Origin of the sequence: Alteraquisediminimonas sediminicola (assembly GCF_019740335.1) — a bacterium.
In the GTDB taxonomy this organism is placed as follows: Bacteria; Pseudomonadota; Alphaproteobacteria; order Sphingomonadales; family Sphingomonadaceae; genus Alteraquisediminimonas; species Alteraquisediminimonas sediminicola.
This window is the reverse complement of record NZ_JAHXZS010000001.1, coordinates 287,580-311,912: the sequence shown is the minus strand read 5'-3', so window position 1 is coordinate 311,912 and position 24,333 is coordinate 287,580. Positions and strand designations below refer to the sequence as shown.

Annotated in this window: 26 protein-coding genes; 2 read left to right on the top strand and 24 right to left on the bottom strand. The window is 59.0% G+C overall.

From position 1 onward, the window contains the following. Both radA and glmU read right to left on the bottom strand, forming a co-directional pair. A complete protein-coding gene (radA, locus tag K6117_RS01610) occupies positions 1–1,374 on the bottom strand; it encodes a DNA repair protein RadA (RefSeq protein WP_221792022.1) in 1,374 nt (457 codons plus the stop codon). 40 nt (positions 1,375–1,414) lie between these two features. Continuing rightward, the gene (gene glmU / locus K6117_RS01605; RefSeq protein ID WP_221792021.1) at positions 1,415–2,782 is read right to left on the bottom strand and encodes a bifunctional UDP-N-acetylglucosamine diphosphorylase/glucosamine-1-phosphate N-acetyltransferase GlmU; all 1,368 of its coding nucleotides are present in this window, start codon (positions 2,780–2,782) and stop codon (positions 1,415–1,417) included. Positions 2,783–2,890: 108 nt separating this feature from the next. On the opposite strand from glmU, the gene K6117_RS01600 reads away from it, so the two are divergent. Then, complete coding sequence (locus K6117_RS01600; RefSeq protein WP_221792020.1) at positions 2,891–3,565, top strand: HAD-IA family hydrolase; 675 nt, start codon at positions 2,891–2,893, stop codon at positions 3,563–3,565. A 65-nt stretch (positions 3,566–3,630) separates the two neighbouring features. Here the strand turns inward: K6117_RS01600 and K6117_RS01595 are convergent, their stop codons facing one another. The 13 genes from K6117_RS01595 to hemN all read right to left on the bottom strand — a co-directional run bounded on the left by K6117_RS01595 (position 3,631) and on the right by hemN (position 14,584). Then, positions 3,631–5,745, bottom strand: a complete 2,115-nt coding sequence (locus tag K6117_RS01595) for a sodium-translocating pyrophosphatase (RefSeq protein WP_221792019.1) — start codon at positions 5,743–5,745, stop codon at positions 3,631–3,633. A gap of 137 nt (positions 5,746–5,882) precedes the next feature. Continuing rightward, positions 5,883–6,845 carry a thiamine-phosphate kinase gene (gene thiL, locus K6117_RS01590; RefSeq protein WP_221792018.1) on the bottom strand — a complete coding sequence of 321 codons (963 nt, stop codon included), beginning with the start codon at positions 6,843–6,845 and terminating at the stop codon, positions 5,883–5,885. 65 nt (positions 6,846–6,910) lie between these two features. Continuing rightward, the gene (gene yihA / locus K6117_RS01585; RefSeq protein WP_221792017.1) at positions 6,911–7,549 is read right to left on the bottom strand and encodes a ribosome biogenesis GTP-binding protein YihA/YsxC; all 639 of its coding nucleotides are present in this window, start codon (positions 7,547–7,549) and stop codon (positions 6,911–6,913) included. Further along, positions 7,546–9,288 (bottom strand): membrane protein insertase YidC, encoded by a 1,743-nt coding sequence (gene yidC / locus K6117_RS01580; protein ID WP_221792016.1) that lies wholly within the window; start codon positions 9,286–9,288, stop codon positions 7,546–7,548. Before yidC ends, yihA begins: the two co-directional genes overlap by 4 nt. Positions 9,289–9,303: 15 nt before the next feature. Next, positions 9,304–9,516 carry a membrane protein insertion efficiency factor YidD gene (gene yidD, locus K6117_RS01575; protein ID WP_221792015.1) on the bottom strand — a complete coding sequence of 71 codons (213 nt, stop codon included), beginning with the start codon at positions 9,514–9,516 and terminating at the stop codon, positions 9,304–9,306. Continuing rightward, positions 9,513–9,830, bottom strand: a complete 318-nt coding sequence (gene rnpA, locus K6117_RS01570) for a ribonuclease P protein component (RefSeq protein WP_221792811.1) — start codon at positions 9,828–9,830, stop codon at positions 9,513–9,515. Before rnpA ends, yidD begins: the two co-directional genes overlap by 4 nt. 20 nt (positions 9,831–9,850) lie before the next feature. After that, positions 9,851–9,985, bottom strand: coding sequence for a 50S ribosomal protein L34 (gene rpmH / locus K6117_RS01565; protein ID WP_221792810.1), 135 nt, complete (start codon positions 9,983–9,985; stop codon positions 9,851–9,853). 96 nt (positions 9,986–10,081) lie between these two features. Continuing rightward, a complete protein-coding gene (locus K6117_RS01560) occupies positions 10,082–10,375 on the bottom strand; it encodes a hypothetical protein (protein WP_221792014.1) in 294 nt (97 codons plus the stop codon). Positions 10,376–10,445: 70 nt separating this feature from the next. Then, a complete protein-coding gene (locus K6117_RS01555; protein WP_221792013.1) occupies positions 10,446–10,982 on the bottom strand; it encodes a hypothetical protein in 537 nt (178 codons plus the stop codon). 68 nt (positions 10,983–11,050) lie between these two features. After that, on the bottom strand, positions 11,051–12,421 hold the full coding sequence (locus tag K6117_RS01550) for an aspartate aminotransferase family protein (RefSeq protein ID WP_221792012.1): 1,371 nt from the start codon (positions 12,419–12,421) through the stop codon (positions 11,051–11,053). A gap of 55 nt (positions 12,422–12,476) precedes the next feature. Further along, on the bottom strand, positions 12,477–12,932 hold the full coding sequence (locus tag K6117_RS01545; RefSeq protein ID WP_221792011.1) for a universal stress protein: 456 nt from the start codon (positions 12,930–12,932) through the stop codon (positions 12,477–12,479). A 91-nt stretch (positions 12,933–13,023) separates the two neighbouring features. After that, positions 13,024–13,272, bottom strand: a complete 249-nt coding sequence (locus tag K6117_RS01540; protein WP_221792010.1) for a hypothetical protein — start codon at positions 13,270–13,272, stop codon at positions 13,024–13,026. Then, on the bottom strand, positions 13,262–14,584 hold the full coding sequence (gene hemN, locus K6117_RS01535; protein ID WP_221792009.1) for an oxygen-independent coproporphyrinogen III oxidase: 1,323 nt from the start codon (positions 14,582–14,584) through the stop codon (positions 13,262–13,264). The genes K6117_RS01540 and hemN overlap by 11 nt, the downstream gene beginning before the upstream one ends. Before the next feature lie 253 nt (positions 14,585–14,837). Here hemN and K6117_RS01530 point away from each other — a divergent pair, with 253 nt between their 5' ends. Continuing rightward, a complete protein-coding gene (locus K6117_RS01530; RefSeq protein WP_343211724.1) occupies positions 14,838–15,455 on the top strand; it encodes an OmpW/AlkL family protein in 618 nt (205 codons plus the stop codon). A gap of 126 nt (positions 15,456–15,581) precedes the next feature. Here K6117_RS01530 and ccoS read toward each other — a convergent pair whose 3' ends face one another. The 9 genes from ccoS to K6117_RS01485 form a co-directional block, all read right to left on the bottom strand. Further along, on the bottom strand, positions 15,582–15,758 hold the full coding sequence (ccoS, locus tag K6117_RS01525; RefSeq protein WP_221792007.1) for a cbb3-type cytochrome oxidase assembly protein CcoS: 177 nt from the start codon (positions 15,756–15,758) through the stop codon (positions 15,582–15,584). Then, positions 15,755–17,893, bottom strand: coding sequence for a heavy metal translocating P-type ATPase (locus K6117_RS01520; protein WP_221792006.1), 2,139 nt, complete (start codon positions 17,891–17,893; stop codon positions 15,755–15,757). Before K6117_RS01520 ends, ccoS begins: the two co-directional genes overlap by 4 nt. After that, positions 17,890–18,360 carry a FixH family protein gene (locus tag K6117_RS01515; RefSeq protein WP_221792005.1) on the bottom strand — a complete coding sequence of 157 codons (471 nt, stop codon included), beginning with the start codon at positions 18,358–18,360 and terminating at the stop codon, positions 17,890–17,892. The genes K6117_RS01520 and K6117_RS01515 overlap by 4 nt, the downstream gene beginning before the upstream one ends. A 1-nt stretch (position 18,361) precedes the next feature. Then, positions 18,362–19,825 carry a cytochrome c oxidase accessory protein CcoG gene (gene ccoG / locus K6117_RS01510; protein ID WP_221792004.1) on the bottom strand — a complete coding sequence of 488 codons (1,464 nt, stop codon included), beginning with the start codon at positions 19,823–19,825 and terminating at the stop codon, positions 18,362–18,364. Continuing rightward, positions 19,809–20,768 (bottom strand): cytochrome-c oxidase, cbb3-type subunit III, encoded by a 960-nt coding sequence (ccoP, locus tag K6117_RS01505; protein ID WP_221792003.1) that lies wholly within the window; start codon positions 20,766–20,768, stop codon positions 19,809–19,811. Before ccoP ends, ccoG begins: the two co-directional genes overlap by 17 nt. Further along, entirely contained in the window at positions 20,761–20,925 is a 165-nt protein-coding gene (locus K6117_RS01500) for a cbb3-type cytochrome c oxidase subunit 3 (protein WP_221792002.1), read from the bottom strand. The genes ccoP and K6117_RS01500 overlap by 8 nt, the downstream gene beginning before the upstream one ends. Continuing rightward, positions 20,922–21,656: a cytochrome-c oxidase, cbb3-type subunit II gene (ccoO, locus tag K6117_RS01495; protein ID WP_221792001.1), complete on the bottom strand. Its 735-nt coding sequence runs from the start codon at positions 21,654–21,656 to the stop codon at positions 20,922–20,924. The genes K6117_RS01500 and ccoO overlap by 4 nt, the downstream gene beginning before the upstream one ends. A 10-nt stretch (positions 21,657–21,666) precedes the next feature. Then, a complete protein-coding gene (ccoN, locus tag K6117_RS01490) occupies positions 21,667–23,340 on the bottom strand; it encodes a cytochrome-c oxidase, cbb3-type subunit I (protein WP_221792000.1) in 1,674 nt (557 codons plus the stop codon). A gap of 82 nt (positions 23,341–23,422) precedes the next feature. Further along, the gene (locus K6117_RS01485; protein ID WP_221791999.1) at positions 23,423–24,124 is read right to left on the bottom strand and encodes a Crp/Fnr family transcriptional regulator; all 702 of its coding nucleotides are present in this window, start codon (positions 24,122–24,124) and stop codon (positions 23,423–23,425) included. Positions 24,125–24,333: the final 209 nt, after the last annotated feature.

Here is a 24,333-nt window from a genome sequence, read left to right as displayed (position 1 = left end):
CTATGCCCGTCCCAAAATGCCGTCAACGAGACGATCAAGCCGTCCAACCGCGTCCAATGTCAAGTTTGCACCCTCATTGACGGTGCCGGACGGTAGATAGGCGCGTTCGAATCCGAGCTTGGCCGCTTCCTTCAATCGTAAATTGCCATGGGCCACCGGCCTGATTTCACCCGATAGCGCGACCTCGCCAAAGGCGATGCTGGTCGCGGGCAGGGGGCGCTCTCCCAGCGCCGACACCAAGGCGGCGGCCACCGCGAGATCGGCAGCCGGATCGGTAATGCGATAGCCGCCGGAGATGTTGAGATAGACTTCGCAGGTGGAGAAATTAAGGCCGCAGCGCGATTCCAGCACCGCGAGGATCATCGCCAAACGCCCGCTATCCCAGCCGACGACCGCGCGGCGCGGCGTTGCGCCGCTCGCTAATCGAACGGTAAGTGCCTGAATTTCCACCAGCACGGGTCTGGTCCCTTCCAATGCCGGAAAGACCACCGCGCCCGCGACAGATTCGCCGCGCTGGGTGAGAAAGAGCGAGGAGGGGTTGCCGACCTCATCCAGCCCGCCCTCATTCATTGAGAACACGCCGATTTCTTCGGTCCCGCCAAAGCGGTTCTTGATCGCGCGCAAGATCCGATATTGATGGCTGCGCTCGCCTTCGAACGCGAGCACCGTATCGACCATATGTTCCAACACGCGCGGCCCCGCGATCGTCCCGTCCTTGGTCACATGGCCGACCAGCACCAGCGCCGTGTTGCGTTCCTTGGCAAAGCGGATCAATTCCTGCGCCGAGGCGCGAACCTGGCTGACGGTGCCGGGTGCGCCTTCGATCACATCCGAATGCATGGTCTGAATCGAATCGATAATCAGCAGGTCAGGGGCGGGCGCGGCCTCCAAAGTGGTGAGAATATCGCGTACCGAGGTGGCGCTCGCGAGTTGCACCGGCGCATCGCCAAGACCGAGCCGCATCGCCCGCAGCCGCACCTGATTGCTCGCCTCTTCGCCGCTGATATAGACGACATTGCCGCCTGCGCGGGCAATCCGCGCCGCCGCCTGCAACAATAAGGTGGATTTGCCGATGCCGGGATCGCCGCCGATCAAAATCGCGGACCCTGCAACCAATCCGCCGCCCAATGCTCGGTCGAATTCACCGATGCCGGTCGGGCAGCGTGGGGGCAAGGGGGTTGGCACATCCAGACCGGACATCTGGATTTTCTGCCCACCGGCGCGCAGATGATGCTTGGCGGCAAAGGGGGTAGCAGCGGCGGGCGATTCCTCGCTCAGTGAATTCCACGCGCCGCAATCCGCGCATTGGCCCTGCCAACGGAGCGTGACCGACCCGCATGCAGCGCAAACATAACGTTTTTGAACCTTTGCCATCCATCAGCGATAGCAGAACAATAAGGGAACGAAAAGCCGATTATTTCGCTTTGGCCGCGTCCTTTTTCGCCTGCATCGCCTTGCGGAAACGGGTGGCCCAGCCGCTGTGTTCGCTCTGCTCGCCACGCGCAACCGCCAATGATCCGGCCTCGACATTGCGGGTCAGCACCGACCCCGCGCCAATAATCGCGCCCTCGCCAATATTGACCGGGGCGACCAGCGCGGAGTTTGACCCGATAAACGCATGCTTGCCGATCACGGTCTTATATTTGAAGAAGCCGTCATAATTGCAGGTGATGGTGCCTGCGCCGATATTCGCCTTTTCACCGACGTCCGCATCGCCAATATAGGATAGATGATTGGCCTTTGCGCCCGCGCCGAATGTCGCGTTCTTGACCTCGACAAAATTACCGATCTTGGCTTTTTCCCCGATCTTCGCACCGGGGCGCAGCCGCGCATAAGGGCCGACTTCCGCACCGGCTGCAATCGTCGCGCCCTCGATATGGCTGAAGCCGTGGATCGTGACATTGTCGGCGATGGTCACGCCGGGACCGAAGAACACCTGCGGCTCGATCACCACATCGCGTCCGATCACGGTATCATGGCTGAACCATACGGTTTCCGGCGCAATCAGGGTCGCGCCATCGGCCATCGCCTGTTGGCGGCGGCGATCTTGCCATGCGCGTTCGACAATCGCGAGTTCGGCGCGGCTGTTGATCCCCGCGACCTCATAGGCTGCCGCCTCAATCACCGCCGATGATCGCCCATCCGCCAGCGCGATCATCACGACATCCGGCAGATAATATTCCTTGGCGGCATTATCATTGCCGACGCGATCCAGAAGCGGCCACAGATCATCGGCGCGGAGCGCCATCAGCCCGCTATTGCACAGATTGACCGCGCGTTCGGCGGAGTTCGCATCCTTATATTCGACCATCTTGACGATCCGCCCATCCTCATCGGCGACGATCCGGCCATAGGCCAAGGCATCCTCCGGGCGGAAACCGAGCACGACGACTGCCGGGCTGTCATCGGCATGCAGCCGTTCGATCATCCGCGCCATGGTGTCGGCGCTGACCAGCGGTACATCGCCAAACATGATCAGTACATCGCCGACAAAGTCCTTGAGCGCCGCTTGCGCCTGTTGCACCGCGTGGGCAGTGCCGAGTTGTGGTTCCTGCGTCGCGAAATCTGCGCCGGTCCCGGCCAGCGCTGCCTCCACCTGTTCGCGTCCGGAACCAGTAACGATGATCTTGCGGGCGACATCAAGGCTATCGAGATTGCCGAGCAGATGCGCGACCATCGGATGACCGGCCAGCGGGTGCAGCACCTTGTGCAGGTCGGATTTCATGCGGGTGCCCTTGCCTGCGGCGAGGATAATGGCGGCAAGCGGGTAGTCGACGGACATCGGCAGAACACTTTCTAGATAAGCACAGGCTTGAACGGATATTGTATCACCCCATCTCTGTCATCAAATTCTTGCCAATTCCATCGCTTCCGGGGCATGGGTTTCGTCATGACACAGGCATTTCCTTTTCAGATCGTCGGTTTCGACCTTGATGGCACCTTATTGGACACGAGCGGTGATCTTGCCGCCGCGATGAATCACGCGCTCAATCATGTTGATCGGCCTTCGGTGCCGGTCGATGAGGTGCGCCATTTGGTCGGGCGGGGTGCGAAGGTCATGCTCGAACGCGGGCTGGAACGCACGGGCGGCATGGATGATGCCCTGTTGGCGGTCGCGCTGCCTGCGCTGCTTACTTATTACGAGGCGAATATCTGCGTCGAAACCCATGCGTTCGACGGCATGGAAGCGGCACTGGATCGCCTGACCGCGCGCGGGGTAACGCTCGCGGTCGTGACCAATAAATATGAACGCTTTGCGGTGAAATTGCTGAACGAGATCGGGCTGGCCAGCCGCTTTGCCACGATCATCGGCGGCGATACCATGGGGCCGGGCAAGGCCAAGCCGGACGCCGCGCCGATCCATGAAATGATCGCCCGCTGCGGTGGCGGTCGCACGGCGTTTGTCGGCGATAGTACGGCAGATACGGGCGCGGCCCGTAATGCCGGGATTCCGTCCATTGGGGTGGGCTTCGGGTTCCTCAACGGCACATTGGCCGATTTGCAGGCAGATGCGACCATCGATCATTTCGACGAATTGCACGATTGCCTGATCCGGTTGGGCTAAGCCCAAAAGAAAAACCCCGCCCGGTTGGGAAACCGGACGGGGTCTTTCAGCGATAGGTCTGAAGTTCAGACAACGCCGTGCGCGAGCGCCGCCAACAGCAGCAACGCGACGATGTTGGTGATCTTGATCATCGGATTGACCGCAGGACCTGCGGTATCCTTATAGGGATCACCCACGGTGTCGCCGGTCACCGCCGCTTTGTGCGCGTCGGAACCCTTGCCACCGTGATGGCCGTCTTCGATATATTTCTTGGCATTGTCCCATGCGCCGCCGCCAGATGTCATCGACAGCGCGACGAACAGTCCGCTCACGATCACCCCCAGCAATAATGCGCCAAGGGCAGCAAAGCCATTGGCTTGTCCCGCTACCGCGGTGATAACAAAATACACGACAATCGGCGCCAGCACCGGCAACAATGACGGGATCACCATTTCCTTGATGGCGGCCTTGGTCACGAGATCGACGGTGCGGGCATAATTCGGACGGCTAGTGCCGGCCATGATGCCCTTGTCATTGGCGAACTGGTCGCGCACATCCTTGACCACATCACCGGCGGCACGACCAACGGCGGTCAGCCCCATTGCCCCGAACAGATAGGGGAGCAATGCGCCCAGCAGCAATCCAACGATCACATAGGGGTTTTCAAGGCTGAAATCGACCATCAGCGCCGGGAAGAACGCCTTGAGGTCGATAGTATAGGATGCAAACAGCACCAATGCGGCAAGCCCCGCCGAACCGATGGCATAACCCTTGGTGACGGCCTTGGTGGTGTTGCCGACGGCATCCAGCGCGTCGGTGCGGGTGCGGACTTCGTCATCTAGCCCCGCCATTTCCGCAATGCCACCGGCATTGTCGGTCACCGGCCCATAAGCATCGAGCGCCACGACCATCCCGGCAAGCGCCAGCATCGATGTCGCCGCAAAGGCGATGCCGATCAGCCCGGCCAGTTGATACGCAATGATGATGCCCACGCAGATGACGAGCGTCGGCAGCGCCGTAGCTTCAAGGCTGATTGCCAGACCTTGAATGACATTGGTGCCATGGCCGGTTTCCGAGGCCTTGGCGATGGAACGCACCGGACGATAAGCGGTGCTGGTGTAATATTCGGTAATCCAGACGATTAGCCCGGTAATCGCAAGGCCGAGCAACATGCAATAAAACAGGCTGCGCCCGGTAAAGCCGCCGGTGCCATCAAGATTGGCGCCGATCAGCGTTTCCATGCTGCCCAGCGTGTGGGACGTTGCCCACCAGATCGCCGGAATGGACAAGACAGCCGTGACGATAAAGCCCCGGTACATCGCGCCCATGATCGAGTTGTTGGACCCAAGCTTGACGAAATAGGTGCCAATAATCGACGTCACGATGCACACGCCGCCGACCAGCAATGGCAGGCTCATCAACGGGGCCAGCATATCGCCCGCCGCATTGCCGAGCAGCAACGCAATCAGCACCATGGTCGCACCGACGGTCACGACATAGGTTTCGAACAAATCGGCGGCCATGCCCGCGCAATCGCCGACATTGTCACCGACATTGTCCGCGATCACCGCCGGGTTGCGGGGGTCATCTTCCGGAATGCCAGCTTCGACCTTGCCGACAAGATCCGCGCCGACATCGGCGGCCTTGGTGAAGATCCCGCCGCCCAAACGTGCAAAGATGGAAATGAGCGAAGCGCCAAATGCCAGCGCCACCAGCGCATCAATGACTACCCGATCATTGACGGCATAGCCCTGAATATCCGTCAGATACCAGAAGAACACCGCAATAGCGAGCAGGGCAAGGCCTGCCACCAGCATGCCGGTAATCGCGCCCGCGCGGAATGCGAGCGTCAGACCGGCCTGTAGCCCGGTACTGGCCGCTTGCGCTGTGCGGACATTGGCACGGACCGAGATATTCATCCCGATATAACCGGCCACGCCCGATAATACGGCCCCCAGCACAAAGCCGGTGGCAGATGTCAGGCCCAAGGTCGCAGCCACGATAATCGCCACCACAACGCCGACCATGGCGATGGTACGATATTGCCGCCCGAGATAGGCTTGCGCCCCCTCTTGGATCGCGCCAGCGATCTCTTGCATTTTCGCATTGCCGGCGGGGCTGTTCAGCACCTGCCTACTTGTAAGGACGCCATATGCTACAGCCGTAAGGCCGAAGACGATGGCTAGCATCACTACGCTCATTCAGCTTTCCTTTCCCCTGCTTGTGTCTCGGCGCGGGTTGCAGAAGACCGCGCTGTGGGGCGGAGTATGAAGCGATTATAATTAATTACAAGCGTGTGGGAGTTCGCTGCGATTTCCACGCCGCGAAAGGTGCTATTTCACTCGAAATCGCTCTGGTGCAAATAACCCAACCGATCGGGAAGGGGCAGGTTTTCGCCATGATGCGTCAATTGCAGGCCGTGGCTCTCATGCAATTCGCCTACGCAGCTAATGCCGATACGCGCCGTTTCGGCCAATTCATTCAACATTTGCGTCATTGCTGGCGGGGCGGTGAAGAGCAGTTCATAATCATCGCCCGCCGTTGCTGCCGTCAAACGGGCTTCGCGATCATCGCCTGCCCATTCCAGTAATGGCAAAGAAATCGGCACTGCCTCCAGACGGATCGACAGGCCTAGGCCGCTTGCCGTTGCGATCCGTTCGGCATCGATCAACAGGCCATCCGACACATCCATCATCGCATGCACATGCGGCGCCAGCAACTTACCGAGCCGCAGTCGGGGCATCGGCAGGCGAAACCGTTTCAACAGGGCGCGGGGGCCATCGCAGTTCTGCGCAATCTTAAGGCCCGCACCAGCATCGCCAATGGTGCCGGATACCCATAAAAGGTCGCCCGGCATGGCAGCGCGGCGGTCAGGGGCTTGTCCGGGCAGGACATGACCAAGCGCGGTCAAGGACAAGGCACGCGGCGCGGCGTTGGGCATGCGGACGGTATCCCCCCCCAATAATGGCACGCCGAAATGAGTGAGCGCGCGACCAAGCCCTGCGACAAACTCCCGATCCCAATCATCCGATCCGCTCAGCGCATAGCCGGTCAGCACCCCAAAGGGCGTTGCGCCCTTGGCGGCGAGGTCAGACAAGTTGACGGCTACCAGCTTCCACGCGACGTCGCCGGGCGGGTCTTGGGGGAGGAAATGCACACCTTCGATCATCATGTCCTTGGTCAGGACAAGATCGCGGCCAATGGGGAAGGGGAGAACCGCCGCATCATCTTCCAGCCCGCGTGCGCCGTCATGGGTGGCGAGGGCGCGCAGGGACTCGATCAGGGAAAGCTCGCTTGTCATATCAGCCGCAGCTTAACGACCAAGGCCAATGGGCGGAAGCAATATCCGCCCATAAGCCCAAAGGATCAGGCAATCGCGTCCAGCACCGCCGCGCGCAATTCGGCCATGCCTTGGCTGGTTTCGCTCGATGTCACGATGATATCCGGATGGGCGGCAACATGCTTGCGGGCGATGGCGCGGGTCGCATCCAGCACCGCCTCCAATGCGCTTGGCTTGATCTTGTCGGCCTTGGTCATCACGATCTGATAATTGACCGCCGCCTTGTCCAGCATGTCCATCAGTTCGACATCGACCGGCTTGATCCCGTGACGGCTGTCGATCAGGACCAAGGCGCGCTTCAACACAGCACGGCCACGCAAATAGTCGTTCACGAGGAACTTCCATTTGCGGACGATGTCTTTCGGTGCCTTGGCATAGCCATAGCCCGGCATATCGACGAGGCGAAACTGCGCCGGTTCGCCCACATCGAAATAGTTCAGCTCCTGCGTCCGCCCCGGCGTGACCGAGGTCCGCGCCAGCGAATTGCGGTTGGTCAGTTTATTGAGCAACGACGATTTGCCAACATTCGATCTGCCCGCAAAGGCCACTTCCGGCACCGATGGGTCGGGCAGAAACTCAAGCGCAGGGGCTGATTTCAGGAATGTTACCGGCCCCGAAAAGAGCTTGCGCGCAAATTCGAGGCGGTATTCGTCGGCGTTGTTCAACGCGCTTTCCCTTCGACCGTTTTCTCTGAAGCCGGTTTCTCGGATTCAACCTTGATACCCGGATAACGGGAATAGAGGAATTTCTGCTGGGCGATGGTGAAGACGTTGCTGACCACCCAATAGAGCTGCAACCCGGCCGCAAATGGTGCCATGACGAACATCAGAATCCACGGCATCAGGCTGAATACCTGCTGTTGGACAGGGTCCATCGGCGCGGGGTTCAGTTTGAACTGCAAATACATGGTGATGCCCAACAGGATCGGTAACACGCCCAGCGCCATAAAGGCGGGCGGGGTGAAATCGAGCAGGCCAAACAGGTTGAGCGGGGTCAACGGGTCCGGCGCAGACAAATCATGCAGCCACAATGCAAAAGGCTGGTGCCGCATTTCAATCGTCAGCGTGAGCACCTTGTACAAGGCATAGAACACCGGCACCTGAATGAAGATCGGCATGCAGCCAGCGAAAGGATTGACCTTTTCCTTCTGGTACAGCGCCATCATTTCCTGCTGCAAGGTTGCCTTGTCGTCCTTGAAGCGCTCCTGCAACTGCTTCACCTTCGGTTGCAGCACGCGCATTGCCGCCATCGAGCGGAACTGGCGTTGGGCGACCGGGAACATCAGGCCACGGATGATGAAGGTCAGCACGATAATCGCGACGCCGAAATTGCCGACCATGCGGAACAGCCAATCGAGCGTGTAGAAAATCGGCTTTTCAAACCAATAGAACCAGCCCCAGTCGATCGCTTTGTCAAACTGCGTGACGCCGCCTTCGTTCTGGTAGCTTTCCAACAGGCTGATTTCCTTGGCACCCGCAAAGAAGCGGGTTTCATTGGTCAGCACCTTGCCGGCGCCCAATAATGTCGGGGCGGCAGGGGTGATGTCGGCCTGATAACGTTCCGGACCGCTCAAGGTGAAGCGACCGGCCACATTGGCCTGCTGGTTCGGGATGAGCGCGGTCAGCCAATATTTGTCGGTATAGCCGAGCCAACCGCCGGTTGAATTTTTGCTGAGCGTCTCGCCCTTATCCATTTCCTTATAATCAAGGTCGTAATTGGCCGCGCCATTAAACACGGCCATCGGCCCTGCATGGTGAGTCCAGGTCGATTGATCGGGCGAATGGCCTGCGCGGCTCAATAGCGCAAAGCTGCGAATGGCGATGGTGCCAGCGGACTGGTTGGCGACGCTCTGCTTGAGATCGAACATGAAGTTCTTGTCGATCGAGACGACGATAGAGAATAATTGGCCGGCCCCATTGTCATGGGTCAGCGTAACCGGGCTATCCGGGGTCAGCACCTGCTTGTCCGCCGTCCAGACCGATGTGGAATCAGGGCGTTTGAAGCCTTCGCCGAGCCAGCCGAATTCCGCGAAATAGGCCGACTGCGCGCCAGATGGCGACAAGAGGCGGACATCTGCCGAATCCTTCTTGATCGTTTCCTTATAGTTGCGCAGCACCAGATCATCGATGCGCGCGCCGACAAGGTTGATCGAACCGGCCAGACGCGGGGTGTCAATCTTCACGCGGGGCGTTGCCGCCAACACGACTGTGCGATTACGTAATGTGTCCGATGCAGCCGTCGCAACAGCGCCGGGCAAGGGGGTGGCCTGTGGTGCGGTTACAGGCGCGGAAGCTTGGGGCGCGGCCTTGTGCTGCGGAAACAATTTGTCAGAGGCCATGCCCCAGCCAAACAGCACAAAGGCAGACAGCACGATCGCCAGGATCATGTTGCGCTGATCGTTCACTTTACTTCCCCCAGATCATGGAACGGGATCATAACCGGACCCGCCAAATGGATGACAGCGCAGGATGCGTCGTAACGCCAACCAGCTACCTTTGAACGCCCCATAGCGCGTCCATGCCTCGATTGCATAGGCCGAACATGACGGGGCGAAGCGACAGCTAGGGGGCAGAATGGCCGATGGGCCTTTTTGCCACCCCTTGGCCAATAGAACGAACAGTCGCGTGATCAACGCGATAGCTTGCGCAATGCCTTGCGCAATTCCTGTTCCAGATTGTCGAAATCGCGCTCAATACCGCCCGCGCGACCGATCAGGACATAATCATGTCCGGGCCGTCCGAGTTCGGGCATCAGCGATTGCGCAAGCGCACGAAAACGCCGTCGCATGCGGTTGCGCACGACGGCGTTGCCGATTTTTTTGGTCACCGTCAGGCCAAGCCGGATCGACTGGTCCTGATCGTTGCGGTCACGTGCCAAGAGCACGAAACCCGGCATAGGCGCACGCAGCCCCGAATTGGCGCGGAGAAAGTCCGCGCGCTTCGGGATTGACGCGATGCGGGTCTCGCTCAGGCGGACAGCGACTTGCGGCCACGGGCGCGACGCGCACGCAGGACCTTGCGACCGCCAACAGTAGCCGTGCGGCTGCGGAAGCCGTGACGACGCTTGCGCACGAGGCGGCTCGGTTGGAAGGTACGCTTCATTGGTCAATCCTCGATCAGTAGCAAATAATGCGGGCCACCGCCTTAAGAGGTAGCCGTTGAAGCCGCGCGGATAGGCAAAACCGGTCCCCAAGTCAATCACTCCGGTTCATTTTTATCGCGTAATTGACGCTTAAGCCGCTTTCGCCGTGCTGTTCGGAGCGCCATTTCGGTGAACCGGCCATATCGCGGCCAGCGACGACGGAATCGCACATAGAGTTTGCGGGCACGTCTGGAGCTGCGCAATATCAAGCCAAGACCTAGTGCCAGCACGACGACACCACCCGGACCGGGCAACAGGCCAACCAGCGGCGATGAGATCACCAGCAATATGCCGATCACCACCGCCGCGCGATTACACCAATCATTGCCTGACAAGAACATGACGCTCATTTGGGCGTCCAATATGACATCTACAAGTAAGCGACAGTCCGCCCGGTGCTTTTAATTGCTGCACCAGGCTTCAAGCTTCGATCTTTTCCACCCATTCCGGGAAAAAGCTCGGTTCGCGCGATGACCAGCCATGGGCGGTCGCGGCGGCTTCGCTGATCGACTGCAACAAATCGCGCCGACGTTCGGGGTCGAGATGCGGCATCGCCGCTGCGCCGCAAAAGGCGGATGGCAACCAAGGCCTGACCGCCGCGCCGAGCAGGCGTTCATATAAAAAGCGGAACGCGCCAAATGAATTGATGCGCCCTTGACCAAGGTCGAACGCCGCGAGTTTCAGCATTGCTGCAAAGAACGGGCCATGATGGTCAATCGCTGCATCGGTCGGGATCATGTGCCGCAATTCGGGCAGGTCGCTGTAATAACGAGTCTGCACCTTGATGCTGACCTGTTCGACCATGTCGCGCGACCAGGTTTGAATGGCATCATGGCGTTCGAACGCCACATCGAGCGAGCGACGGATATAGCGCTGGGCCGCAGGCGAAAAGCTTGCGAACTCGCGCAATTCCGAAATCATCAGATTGCCAACGTCCTGTCCTTGATGCTCGCTCATGATCAAAGCCCCTTCTCAAGTGATGCTGCCATTATGACATCAATAAGGTTAGCGTCTGATTAACAACTCTATCGTGCAAGAACCTCCTGCGCTTCGTCAAGCGATGATCTTATAATCTCGATTAACGAGTCGACTTGTTCATGCGAAATGATGAGCGGCGGACACAACACAATCGAATCGCGGATCGCCCGAACCATCAGCCCATTGGCGATGCACAGATCGCGCACGATCGGTCCGGCATTACCTTCTTTTCCGCCAAATCGCGCGCCTGTTTCCTTGTCGGAGACGATTTCCACCGCGCCGATCAACCCCAAGGACCGCGCTTCACCCACCAATGGATGGTCGTTCAGCGTCGCCAGCGCGTTCGCCAGATAAGGCCCGACATCGTCCCGCACCCGTTCGATCAGATGCTCGCGCTCCATGATCTCGATATTACGCAAGGCGACTGCCGCGGCGACCGGATGGCCGGAATAGGTATAGCCATGGACGAAATCGCCGCCGGTTTTCAGCACATCGACGATTTCCTTCGACACGGCATTGGCGGAAATCGGCATATAACCGGAGGACAGCCCCTTCGCCATCGAGATGATGTCCGGGCTGAAACCAAGGGTTTGATGACCAAACCAGTTGCCCGTCCGGCCAAAACCGCAAATCACCTCATCCGCCACCAGCAAGATGCCGTATTTCCGGCAGATCGCCTCGACCGCCTGCCAATAACCGGAGGGCGGGATGATGACCCCGCCTGCGCCTTGCACGGGTTCGCCGATAAAGGCCGCGACATTTTCGGGGCCGACCGCGATGATCCGCTCTTCAATCGCCGAGGCGCAAAGCTGGCCAAAGGCGATGGGGTCCATGTCACGGCCCTCATTGAACCAATAAGGCTGGCGCACATGTTCGACGCCGGGGATCGGCAAATCGCCTTGGGCGTGCATCGCCTTCATCCCGCCAAGGCTGACGCCTGCAACGGTCGAGCCATGATAGGCATTGTGGCGCGAAATGAAGATCGTGCGCTTCGGTTCGCCCTTCAACTTCCAATAATGGCGGACCATGCGAAACACGGTGTCATTGGCTTCCGACCCCGAAGAGTTAAAGAAAATATGGGGCAGGCGGTCGCCTGTCAGGCTCGAAATCTTCGTGGCCAGCAGCACCGCAGGCGGCGTCACCGTTTTGAAGAAGGTATTGTAATATGGCAGCTCGCGCATCTGTTCTGCCGCGACATCCGCCAGCTCCGTCCGGCCATAGCCGATATTGACACACCACAGGCCCGACATGCCGTCCAAGATGCGATTACCATCGCCGTCATGAATGTAGCAGCCATCGGCGCGGGTGATGATCCGGCTACCGCCCATGTCTTCGATCAGCTTGTAATCCTGCTGGGCGGGCAGGTGATGGGCAACGTCCAGACGCTTTAATTCGGCGATATCGTAGTTGCGGCTCATACTGCCCCCTTTGTTAAGCAAGACACATTATTCAACCGGCGCAACACCGGTGCATTCAACTCAATTCATCAATGCTGGCATCATCGAGAGATCCGGGAATAATCATCACCGGGCAACGCAACTGGCCCACATCCGTGCCGGAAAAATGGCTGACCAAAGGTCCGGGCTTGCCCGTCGGCGCAGCGCCCAGCACCAGCGCGCAAATCGCCGGATATTCTTGTAATATACTGTGGATAATGGCGGTCGGTTCACCCTTGCGGACAAGAATTTCCGGTTGCAGCCCGTGGTCGCTCGTCAATTCACCAGCCGCATCTGCCAGCAAGCCCTCGACCCGCTCCACGGCCTCAGCCTCCATTGCGGCCTGTACACCGCCCCATTGCACGAACTCCGGACGCGGGACCATGGCGACGATGATCACATTGCCATTGGTCTTGATCGCGCGCCGCGATGCGAAGCGCAGGGCGACCCGTGCTTCCGGCGTTTCATCAATAACAACGAGATAAGTGCGCATGTTGACCCGTCCTCTAATCGGACGCTGCGGCATAAATTCCGGGTTTGCAAGTGGTGAGGCGTGGAATTTCGATTATCGACGGTGGCGGTGCTTATTCTTCGTCGCACCCGTCATGACGCTTGCGGTCGCAAATCGCATGGCAGACGCGCGGACAATCATCGCTCTTTTCCGCTGGGTCGCGATGGAGTTTGATCGCCATCATCCGCGTTTCCCCACCGGTGCAGATCGTGACCATCATGATATTTGGCATCTGGGCCATGGCAGGCGCAATCGGCGCGAGCGTGAGACTCAACAATGCCAGTGCCTCGGGCGCACGCCACCATTTAGATTCAGATCGCATGGCTGAATTGCATCGTCGTCGCTTGCCGCCATTTATCGAACACCACCGCAATGGTGCGGGCATAGGGGCGGGCTTCCGGCGAGAGGATCAGTTGATCACCTTCCCAACGAATAAGACCCAGCGCTTCATGGCGTTCCAATAAGTGGCGATAGCCCGGCGTATCGCCGAGCGGCGCGATATTCGCCCGGCCAAAGCACAATATCTGTTCGATCACATGGCCACGGCGCTGATCTTCCGGGCTGCGGAGTATGCCTCTCGATGCGGGCAAGCGACCCGCCGATACCAGCATGCGATAACGCCCTGTATTCTTTTCATTTTGGGCGAGAAGGCCCGGAAAGCTGCTGATCGCGGTTGCGCCAATGCCGATCAGGCTATCATGCGGATCGGCGGTAAAGCCTTGGAAGTTACGCCGCAGCGTGCCGTCTTTCTGCGCCAATGCCAAAGGCGACCCGGGCAGAGCATAATGATCGAACCCGACCGGCACATAGCCAGCCTCCAGCAGGAACGCATGGCCCTTTGCCGCCTGATCGAACCGCGCGCGCACATCGGGCAGGGCGGTCGCATCAATCCGACGCTGGCGCGGGATCAGATGGGGGACATGGGCATAGCCGAATAACGAAATGGTCGTTGCCTTCAGCCGCACTGCCTCGCTCAGCGTATCGAGCAGGATCGCATCATCTTGTCCGGGCAGGCCATACATCAGATCGAAATTGATGTTGTCGATCTGCCGCCCACGTAATTGCGCAACGCAATTCTCGATCAGATCGGTCGGCTGCACTCGGCCAATTGCGGCCTGTACTGCTGGCGAAAAGCTTTGCACCCCAAGGCTGACCCGGTTCACCCCGGTCAAGGACAGCACCTGCGCCCATTCAGGCGTAAATCCGCGCGGATCGAGTTCGACCGAGACAATCGGGCGGGCAATGCGAAACGCGGTGACGAGCCGATCTACCAGCCGCACGAAATCGATCGGCTTGATCGCATTCGGACTGCCACCACCAAAGGCGATATGCGACACTTGACCGCGCCCGCCCAATCGTTGCGCGATCAGGCCAATCTCCAGATCCAGCGCTTCGAGATAATGGGCAAGACGCTGTGGACGGTTCGCCACGCCCGTATTGCAGCCGCAATACCAGCAGATTTCCTGACAATATGGAATGTGGACATAAAGCGAGAGCCTGTCCTTTTCCCCTATTAGGCCAAGCGCCCGGCACATCTCATCCGGCCCCACAGCATCGCTGAACTCTGCCGCGGTCGGATAGCTGGTGTAACGGGGGACCGGCTGTTCCAGAAGGTGAGGGTGATAGGTCCACATTCATCGCCAAATGCAGGATTAAGGCCTCCAATATCATTGATCCGGATCAAGAAATAAATTGGCTTAGGTCAAGGAGTGCGCATTCAACCCCGCCTAGAGAGGTCTTCGTCAGGGGCCGCCAGCGCCGATTACCGGGGTTGGCACGCCATATGATCGAAATGCCGATATGTCTCGTTCCGGGAGGAAGAGGCGGCAATATTCGGACATGCGGCGGCAAATGGGGATTTGGCCTTTGCGAAACATGGAGAATGATGTGAATTACGCTTCGAAGGCCCTGTTGGGCGCTGCTGTTGTTCTTGCTTATGCTGCTCCTGCCGCCGCTGCTGCTGGCGATATTCTCGTCCGTGTCCGTGCGATTGATGCCATTTCCAACGAAAAGGGCATTGATGGCGTTGCAGACATCAAGATCGACAATGCGATCACGCCGGAAGTCGACGTGACCTATATGGCGACCAACAACATCGGTTTCGAACTGATCGCCGCCACCACCCGCCACACCGTGGGCGTGACCGGTGCCGATCTGGCCCATGCCAGCCTGTTGCCGCCGACGTTGACCGCGCAATATCATCTCAACCCGGAAGGCAAGGTGCGTCCTTATGTCGGCGCGGGCGTCAACTACACGATCTTCTACAATGAAAAGATGACCGATGTGGGCAAGACGGCGTTGGGCGTCAGCAAGATCGACCTGCACGACAATATCGGTTGGGCTGCACAGGCTGGCGTCGATTTCGACCTGACCAGCAATGTTTTCCTCAACCTCGACGTCAAGTACATCGGTCTCAGCACCAATGCTTATGTCGACGGCGTCAAGCTCGGCAAGGTTGATATCAATCCGGTGATCGTGGGTGTCGGTCTGGGCTTCAAGCTCTAACCCCCCATTCTAACAAGCTCCTCCACCTAACGGGGTCAGGCAACTGACCCCGTTTTTTTATGCGCGGATGAGATGCAGGGCAGGCGTGGAATAAACGCAGGCCATCCGACAAAGCACCCAAGCGACTTATGCCTTGGGTGGAGTGTCCTTGCCGACGGGCTCATCATCCTCATCGATCAGGATACGCAGCGAGGCCCCGTCGAGATCATCGAACTGGCCCGCGCGCAAGGCCCAAAAGAACGCCGCCAGCGCGGCAAGGCCGAGCAGTAATGCCACCGGGATCAGGAATCCGAGGCCGGTCATCGATCAATCCGGTTCAGCCGCAGCGCATTGCCGATCACCAACAGCGACGATCCCGACATCGCCAGCGCGGCAATCAATGGCGTGACCATGCCCGCAATCGCCATCGGTACGGCAATGACATTATAGCCAATCGCGAGCATCAGATTTTCGCGCACGATCTTCATCGTCTTGCGCGCGGCGCGAATGGCGAGCGGAATCGGGGTCAGGCCATCGCCGACAAACACAAGGTCCGCCGCCTGCTGGCCGACATCGCTGGCCGAAGCCGGCGCGATAGAGGCATGGCCCGCCGCAAGGGCAGGGCCGTCGTTGATGCCGTCGCCGACCATCAGCACTTTTTTACCCGCATCCCGCAGCCGCATGATCGCATCGAGTTTTTCCTGCGGATGCAGCCCTGCCATCGCCGTCAGGCCCAAAGCCCGGGCCACCGGTGCCACCGCGTCCATCCGGTCGCCCGAAATAATGCTGCTCTCCAGCCCCAAGTCCTGCAATTGGCTTAAGGTGTCGGCGGCATCGGGGCGCAGCGCATCGGTGAAGCGGATCAGCTTTTCTGCGCCTTCACCAATGATCAGGGCGCTGGCGATGTCGCTGGTAGCGTTGTTGCCGCTTGTCTGTTGTTCAGGACGAACAAGCCGGACCTTTTCCCCCTGCCAGACCGCAAAGACACCTTTGCCCGCCTCTTCGCGCACGTCATCGAGTGACAACGCCGATATGCCGCGCGCATCAATCGCACGGGCGAGGGCATTGGAGAGAACATGGCGGCTGGTCCGCGCAAGGGCGAGGGCGATGCCCAGTTCTTGGGGCGTAAAATCATCGAGATTCTGCGGGGTCGGACGGCCCAAGGTCAATGTGCCGGTCTTGTCGAGCATGACGCAGTCGACCTCTGACAGGCGTTCGAGCGCCGACCCGTCCTTCAGCAATATTCCGCGCTTCATCAAGGCGCCCGCCGACACGATCTGCGCGACCGGCACGGCAAGGCCCAAGGCGCAAGGACAGGTGATGAGCAACACCGCGACGGCGATCAATAAGGCCTGATGCAGGTTCGCCCCCGCGATCAGCCAGCCAATCGCGCTGCCCGCCGCCAAGGTGTGAACGGCAGGCGCATAATAACGCGCCGCCCGATCCGCGAGCCGGACATAACGCGACTTGCCTTGCCCCGCATCCTCCATCATCCGCGCAATATCGGCGATGGTCGTATCATTGCCGACCGCCGTGATTTCGACTTCAATCGGCGCATCGAGGTTGAGCGTGCCGGCCAGCACCTTATCGCCCATGCGATGCGGCTCCGGCGCGAATTCGCCGGTCATCAGGCTCATATCGATCCGGGTGTAGCCCTTGATAATCACGCCATCCGCCGCCAGCCGTTCGCCCAGTGCCACCAGCATGACCATGCCGGGCTGCACATTCGCGGCATCGGTCCAGACCGCGCGGCCATCATTGTCGAGCGTCCACGCCCCGGCGGAACGATGCTGCAGCAACGCCGTCACCCCGTCACGCGCGCGATCCCGCATCACGCTATCGAGCCAGCGCCCGGTCAGCAGGAAAAACAGCAGCATCACCGCGCCATCGAACCACGCATGATGCCCGCCAGTCGCGGTTTCATAAAGGCTCATCAAGGTGGTGAGGCCAACCCCGATGGAAATCGGCACATCCATATTGGTCCGGCCATGACGCAACACCTTGATGGCCGAGTGAAAGAAGGGCTGGCCCGCATAGGCCACGGTCGGAATGGCGATCAGCGCCGATAGCCAGTGGAACATATCGCGGGTCGCGCCCGTGGCACCCGACCAGATCGACACCGACAGCAGCATGATGTTCATCGCGGCAAAACCGGCGACCGCCATTGCCTTTAACAGGGCCGTGCTGTCCTGATCCTGCCTTGTCAGTTCAACCGATAAGGGCTGGCTGTCAAAACCGATCCCGCTCAACGCCGTCTGAATGTCGGGCAGGCTGAGATCGGGCAGGTGATTGATTGTTACCCGTTTGGCGGTGAAATTGACGCGAGCGGTGGCAATGCCATCCATATTCGCCAGCCCGCGCTCGATCTTGGAGATGCAGCCCGCGCACCGCATCCCCGGCACAGACAGGATGGTCTCATCCAATGGTAGATCAGCCGAGAGCGGGCGGGCGATATTCATCCCAGCACCTTTTGAAAGCGGGCGCGGCTATCGGTATGCACGGCCTCGACCCGCACTTCCCATCGACCCTTTGGCAAGGGCTTGGTCGAGCGCCACATATCCTTGCCCACAGGAAACAGCACCAACGTCACCGGGGCCTCGCGGCCCAGCACATGGGTGGCGACTGCCGTCAGGCTCAATGTCGCTTCCGGTCCCTTGGGCCGGGTGAGCAGGGTTGCGACCCGCCGATCCTGATCCAGCGAAATGGTCGCGGCCCAACCGGCCTTGCGTTGCGCGGCGGCGTCATCCAGCCAGCGGTTGAACTCCTGACTGGCGACATAGCTATTATCGACGACCGTCCCGCCAAAGGTGGCAATGGCAAAACGCGCCATCACCATGTTGACCGTGATCACCACCAGAAAGAAGGACACAAGAATGGCCGTCATATGCCATCCGGTAAACTGCCGTTTCACGCTGTTTTCCGTCATCTCATTGTCCTTCAGGCCGGTCGAATGTGACCTTTTCGCTATCGGAGCCGCCCTCCTTGTCAAGCGCGCGAACCGTGAAGGAAAACTCCTCCCGCGCCGGTGATTTGGCCGCGCTCACGGCATAAATCCGTGTCTTGGCGACGCTATCGGGGGGCAGCAGCATCTGGACAGTCCGCTGGGCGGTATCGCGTTCGCCCGGTTCCGCCCAGATTGTCGCGCTATCGATGCCGAGCAGCCCGATTTCAACTTGGCGAGGCCGCGCCTCCATATTTCGAATCTTGACGGTAAAGGCATTGCGGGTCGCCCCATCCGACAAGGTGACGAACACCGGATTGCGATCCTTCAACACGCTGATGTCGATGCGGGTGCGCTCGCCTAGGCTGAACAGCATCGCCGCGCCAATCGCCGTCCAGATGGTGAAATAGATCAAGGTCCGCGGGCGGAACAGCCGCTTGCGGATCGCCATGCGGGGATGGCCCTTGGCTTCCTCTTCGGCATCCAACAGGGTGATATAATCGATCAGTCCGCGCGGCTTGCCGATCTGCACCATGACCTTGTCACAGGCATCAATGCACAAGGCACAGGTGATGCAGCCGATTTGCGGCCCTTCGCGAATGTCGATCCCGGTCGGGCAGACCTGCACACATTGGTTGCAATCGATGCAGTCGCCGGTCTGAAGACCTTCTTCCAGCGCCTTTTTGACGCCGCGACTACGCGGTTCGCCGCGCCAGTCCTTATAGGTCACGGCCAGCGATTTTTCGTCCATCATCGCAGTCTGGATGCGCGGCCACGGGCACATATAAATGCACACCTGTTCGCGCATGATCCCGCCGAATGTGTAGGTCGTCGCGGTCAGCACGCCGACCGTGGCATAAGCGATAAACGGCGCATCGCCCCGGATAAAGCTGTGGAGCAGGGTGGGGGCATCGGCGAAGTAGAAAATCCACGCGCCGCCGGTCATCACCGCAATCAACAGCCAGATGGCATGTTTCAACAGCCGCTTGGCGAGCTTTTCAGGTCCCCAGGACGCGTTGGCGAGCTTGATCTGGGCATTGCGATCGCCATCGATAAAGCGTTCGACATGGATGAACAGATCGGTCCAGACCGTCTGCGGACAGGCATAGCCGCACCATGCGCGCCCCACCGCCGAGGTGAGGAGAAACAGGCCGATCCCGGCCATGATCAACAAACCCGCCACATAATAAAATTCATGCGGCCAGATTTCGATCGAGAACATGAAAAAGCGGCGATGGGCGAGATCGACCAACACCGCCTGATCGGGCGCATAGTGGCCACGATCCCAGCGCAGCCATGGCGTCACATAATAAATCGTCAATGTGACGGCCATGATCAGCCATTTCAGGCGACGGAAAATGCCGTCTACCGCTTTCGGGTAGACGGCTTTTCTTTTGGCATAGAGGTGGAGTTCTTCCTCCACCTCCGGCACCTTATTTTGCTGCGACATTTACTTCCTGCGTATTCCCGGCATCAGCCGTTGATGCAGCAGCCGCTGCGGCATTGGAGGCAGCAGGCAGTGCTTCACCGCCGCCAAGGCTGTGGACATAGGTCGCCAGCATTTTGACCGTGGTCGGATCAAGGCGCGCGCCCCAAGCCGGCATCACGCCATAGCGGCTATTGGTTACGGTCTGGGCAATCGCCGTCGCATCACCGCCATATAGCCAGATCGCATCGGTCAGATTGGGCGCGCCAAAGTCACGATTGCCTTTGCCGTCCGCATTGTGACAGGCGACGCAATTGGCAGCAAAGACAGCGCTGCCGCGCTTGCTGGCGGCATTGGCTGGCTGTTGGCCCGAGATGGTGCGTACATAGGCCGTGACATCATTGATGTCGCCGGGCTGGAGAATACCATCACGCCCGAATGCAGGCATTTGCGAGAAGCGCGTGAGGTCATGCTCCGGCTGACGAATACCATGAGTCAGCGTGTAATGGATCGATGCAATATCGCCACCCCACAACCAATCATCGTCATTCAAATTCGGATAGCCTTTGGAACCAGCGGCACCAGAACCGTGGCACTGGACGCAATGAACCTTGAATGCGGCCTGACCACCGGCAATCGCGGCCTTGAGCAATTCCGGACGGTTGCTCAATTCTTCGATCGGGGTTGCGTCAATCGCCGTGCGGATCGGCGCGGTGCGATCCTGTTCCGCCTTCATTTCCTTGTCGAGCTGACCTCGGCTGCTCCACCCAAAGGTGCCTGCGGTCGCGCTGTTCAGCATCGGCCATGCCGGATACAGAACCGTATAGCCAATCGCCCAAGCGATGCAGATATAGAAAGTCCAAAGCCACCAGCGTGGCATCGGGGTGTCGAGTTCCTCGATCCCATCCCATTCATGGCCGACAGTTTCCGTGCCGGTCGGTTCGTCAATGCGCCTTTGGTCAGCCATTGTCGTGATCCTTGTCGAATATCAAATTGGCGGCATCGTCATGCAGCGCCTTTGCCTGAGGACGCAGGGACCAGCCGATGAGGGTGAGAAAAGTCACCCCCATGAAGACCAGCCCCCAGCTGTCCGCGAAATGACGCAGGGCGTCATAATTGCTCACTTCGCCTGCTCCTGCGCCGCCGCCGCCTGGAAATCGACCAACGTGCCGATCATCTGAAGATAGGCAACCAGCGCATCCATGTCGGTGATCTTCTTGGGATCGCCGTCATAATCGCGGGCCTGCGCCTTCGGATAACGCTTTTGCAGATCTACCGGGCTTGCGTCCGGATCTGCCTGCGCGATGAAGTCCGCGCGCGCATTGGCGATCATGTCCTTGGAATAAGGCACGCCGACGCGGCTATTGGCGATCAGGTCGTTCTCGATGCCTTCTGCCGAAAGCTCGCGCTCGGCCAGAAAGGCATAGCCCGGCATGATCGATACCGGCACCACGCTGCGCGGGTCTTTCAGATGCTGGACATGCCATTCATCCGAATAGCGCCCGCCCACACGGGCCAGATCCGGCCCGGTGCGCTTCGACCCCCATTGGAACGGGTGGTCGTACATGCTTTCAGCCGCAAGGCTGTAATGGCCGTAACGCTCCACTTCATCGCGGAACGGACGGATCATTTGGCTGTGGCAATTATAGCAGCCCTCGCGGATGTAGATGTTCCGGCCCGCCAGTTCGAGCGGGGTATAAGGACGCATGCCCTTCACCTTCTCGATGGTGGAGTCGATCCAGAACAACGGGGCAATTTCCACAATGCCGCCAATGGTAACCACGACAAGCGCAAGGAGACCCAGCAGGCTGACGTTACGTTCCAGTTTTTTATGATCGGAAAAGATGTTCGCCATGATGCTTTCCTTATTCGCCAGCCACAGCAGCAGCCACTGCCGGCACAACCGGACGGTCCTTCGCAGGATCATACGGCGTCTCTGTCATCGGGGCTTCCTCGCGGTATTTGCCCGCGATGGTCATCGCGATATTATAGGCCATGATGAGGGCGCCGCCCAAGTACATCACGCCACCCGCTGCCCGGATCAGATACATCGGGAACATGGCGCTCACGACTTCCGAAAAGGCATAGACGAGATAGCCATCGGCCCCATATTCGCGCCACATCAGGCCCTGCATGATCCCGGCAACCCACATCGAGGATGCGTAAAGGACGATCCCCAAGGTCGCGAGCCAGAAGTGCCAATTGACCATCCGCAGCGAATAGAGCCGGTCGCGATTCCACAGCCGTGGCGTCATATAATAGAGCGCGCCGAAGGTGATCATCCCGTTCCAGCCCAATGCGCCGCTATGCACATGGCCAATGGTCCAGTCGGTATAATGCGACAGGCTGTTGACGGCCTTGATCGACATCATCGGCCCTTCAAAGGTCGACATGCCGTAAAAGGCGAGTGCCATGACCATCATGCGGATGATCGGATCGGTGCGGATCTTGTCCCATGCCCCGTTCAGGGTCATCAGGCCGTTGATCATGCCGCCCCAGCTCGGCATCCACAGCATGATCGAAAAGACCATGCCCAATGTCTGCGCCCAGTCCGGCAGCGCCGTGTAATGCAAATGGTGCGGACCAGCCCAGATATAGAGGAAGATAATCGACCAGAAGTGGATGATCGACAGGCGGTAGGAATAGACCGGACGTTCCGCCTGCTTGGGCACGAAATAATACATCATGCCAAGAAAGCCTGCCGTCAGGAAGAAACCGACCGCATTATGGCCATACCACCATTGGGTGAGGGCGCTCTGCACGCCTGCGAACAGGCTGTAGGATTTCGAGCTGTAGAGCGAAATCGGCATCGACAGATTGTTCACCACATGGAGCATGGCCACGGTGATGATGAACGACAGCAGGAACCAGTTCGCCACATAGATATGCGGTTCGCTGCGCTTGACGATCGTGCCCACGAAAACCGCCAGATAGGCTACCCAAACGACCGTCAACCAGAGATCGACATACCATTCAGGCTCTGCATATTCCTTGCCCTGCGTAATGCCCAAGACATAGCCCGTGGCGGCCAGCAGGATGAAGAACTGATAGCCCCAGAACACAAATCGCGCGAGCGACGGAAACGCCAGCCGCGCCCGGCAGGTGCGCTGCACGATATAATAGCTCGTGGTAATGAGCGCCGTACCGCCAAAGGCGAAAATCACCGCCGATGTATGCAATGGCCGCAAACGGCCAAAAGTCGTGTATTCCAGATTGAGGTTCAGGGCAGGGAATGCCAATTGCGATGCGATGAACAAGCCGACAAGAAAGCCGACACATCCCCAGAAAACGGTCAGAATGACTCCCCAGCGGATCAGATCATCGTCGTAACGACTTTCATCGACAGGTGCTTTGATCCAGCCGTTCAGCACAGCGAGATAATCGGTCTTGGCCATGCCGACCCACATGACCAACAGCGCGGTGACGCCAATGATGGCCATATGCACGGCATAAGCGGGTTCGGTCGTCTGTATGAATGCGACAAGCGCAAGGAGCGCAACGCCGAACCAGGCGCCGGACCTTAATAATAACGATTCCATGTTGTCCCCCGAACAAATTCGCAATTAGCATCGGTTTCCCGTTTGCCCTGCGCTACCTGTCCGGTGGCCGCATTGACCTAGGTCAACACGCACTGGCTAGATTTTGCAGTCGCTCACGATCTTTGATGATGACGCTGCGGCGATCGGGCAAATCGATCATGCCGCTGCTTTTCAATTTGGTCAGTTGGCGGCTCACCGTTTCAATGGTGAGACCCAGCACATCGCCCATTTGTTGGCGGTCGACCGGCAGTTCGAACCGGCTGATAACATTATCGGATTGCTGGCAGCCGCTATCATTCAGTCGGTCGCCCAATTCGAGCAGGAAGGTCGCGATTTTTTCGCTCGCGGTCTTGCGGCCCAGCATCAGCATCCAGCCGCGCGCACGGTCGAGTTCGCTCAGGGTGCGTTGCAGCAATTTATGTTCAAGATCGGGGTGCAAGCGCGCGAAATCATCAAACGATTTGCGCGGGAATACGCACACTTCTGCATCGGTCAGCGCAGTCACGCTGTGTTCGCTCTGCTGGCCAAACGGACGGCCAATAAAGTCGGACGGAAACACCACGCCTACGATCTGTTCGCGGCCATCGGGCATCGAAATGCCGAGCTTCAGAACACCTTTGATGACATTCGCCACCAACAAGGCCTCATCGCCTTCCCAAACGAGCGTTTGACCGCGCGACACCTGCTGTTTGCGCCCCAATTGGGAAAGCACATCCAGTTCGGCAGCTGTCAGCCCGGCACAAATCGCCCTGTTCCGGACGACACATTGCTCGCAGTTGTTCATGTGATACGCGCTATACCTTGATGCAATCGGATGCAACTCCACTTTTGATTATTAAATGGCAATTATGACTGCATGTTTTGCATCTAGGATATTGTGACAATTTGGTGTCGCGGCGATGTGAACGAAAAAGGGCCGGCCTACCTATACGGTAGACCGACCCCTCATGCCTTTACGGCGTATTTCCATTATCAGTCAGCCTGAATGGCTGA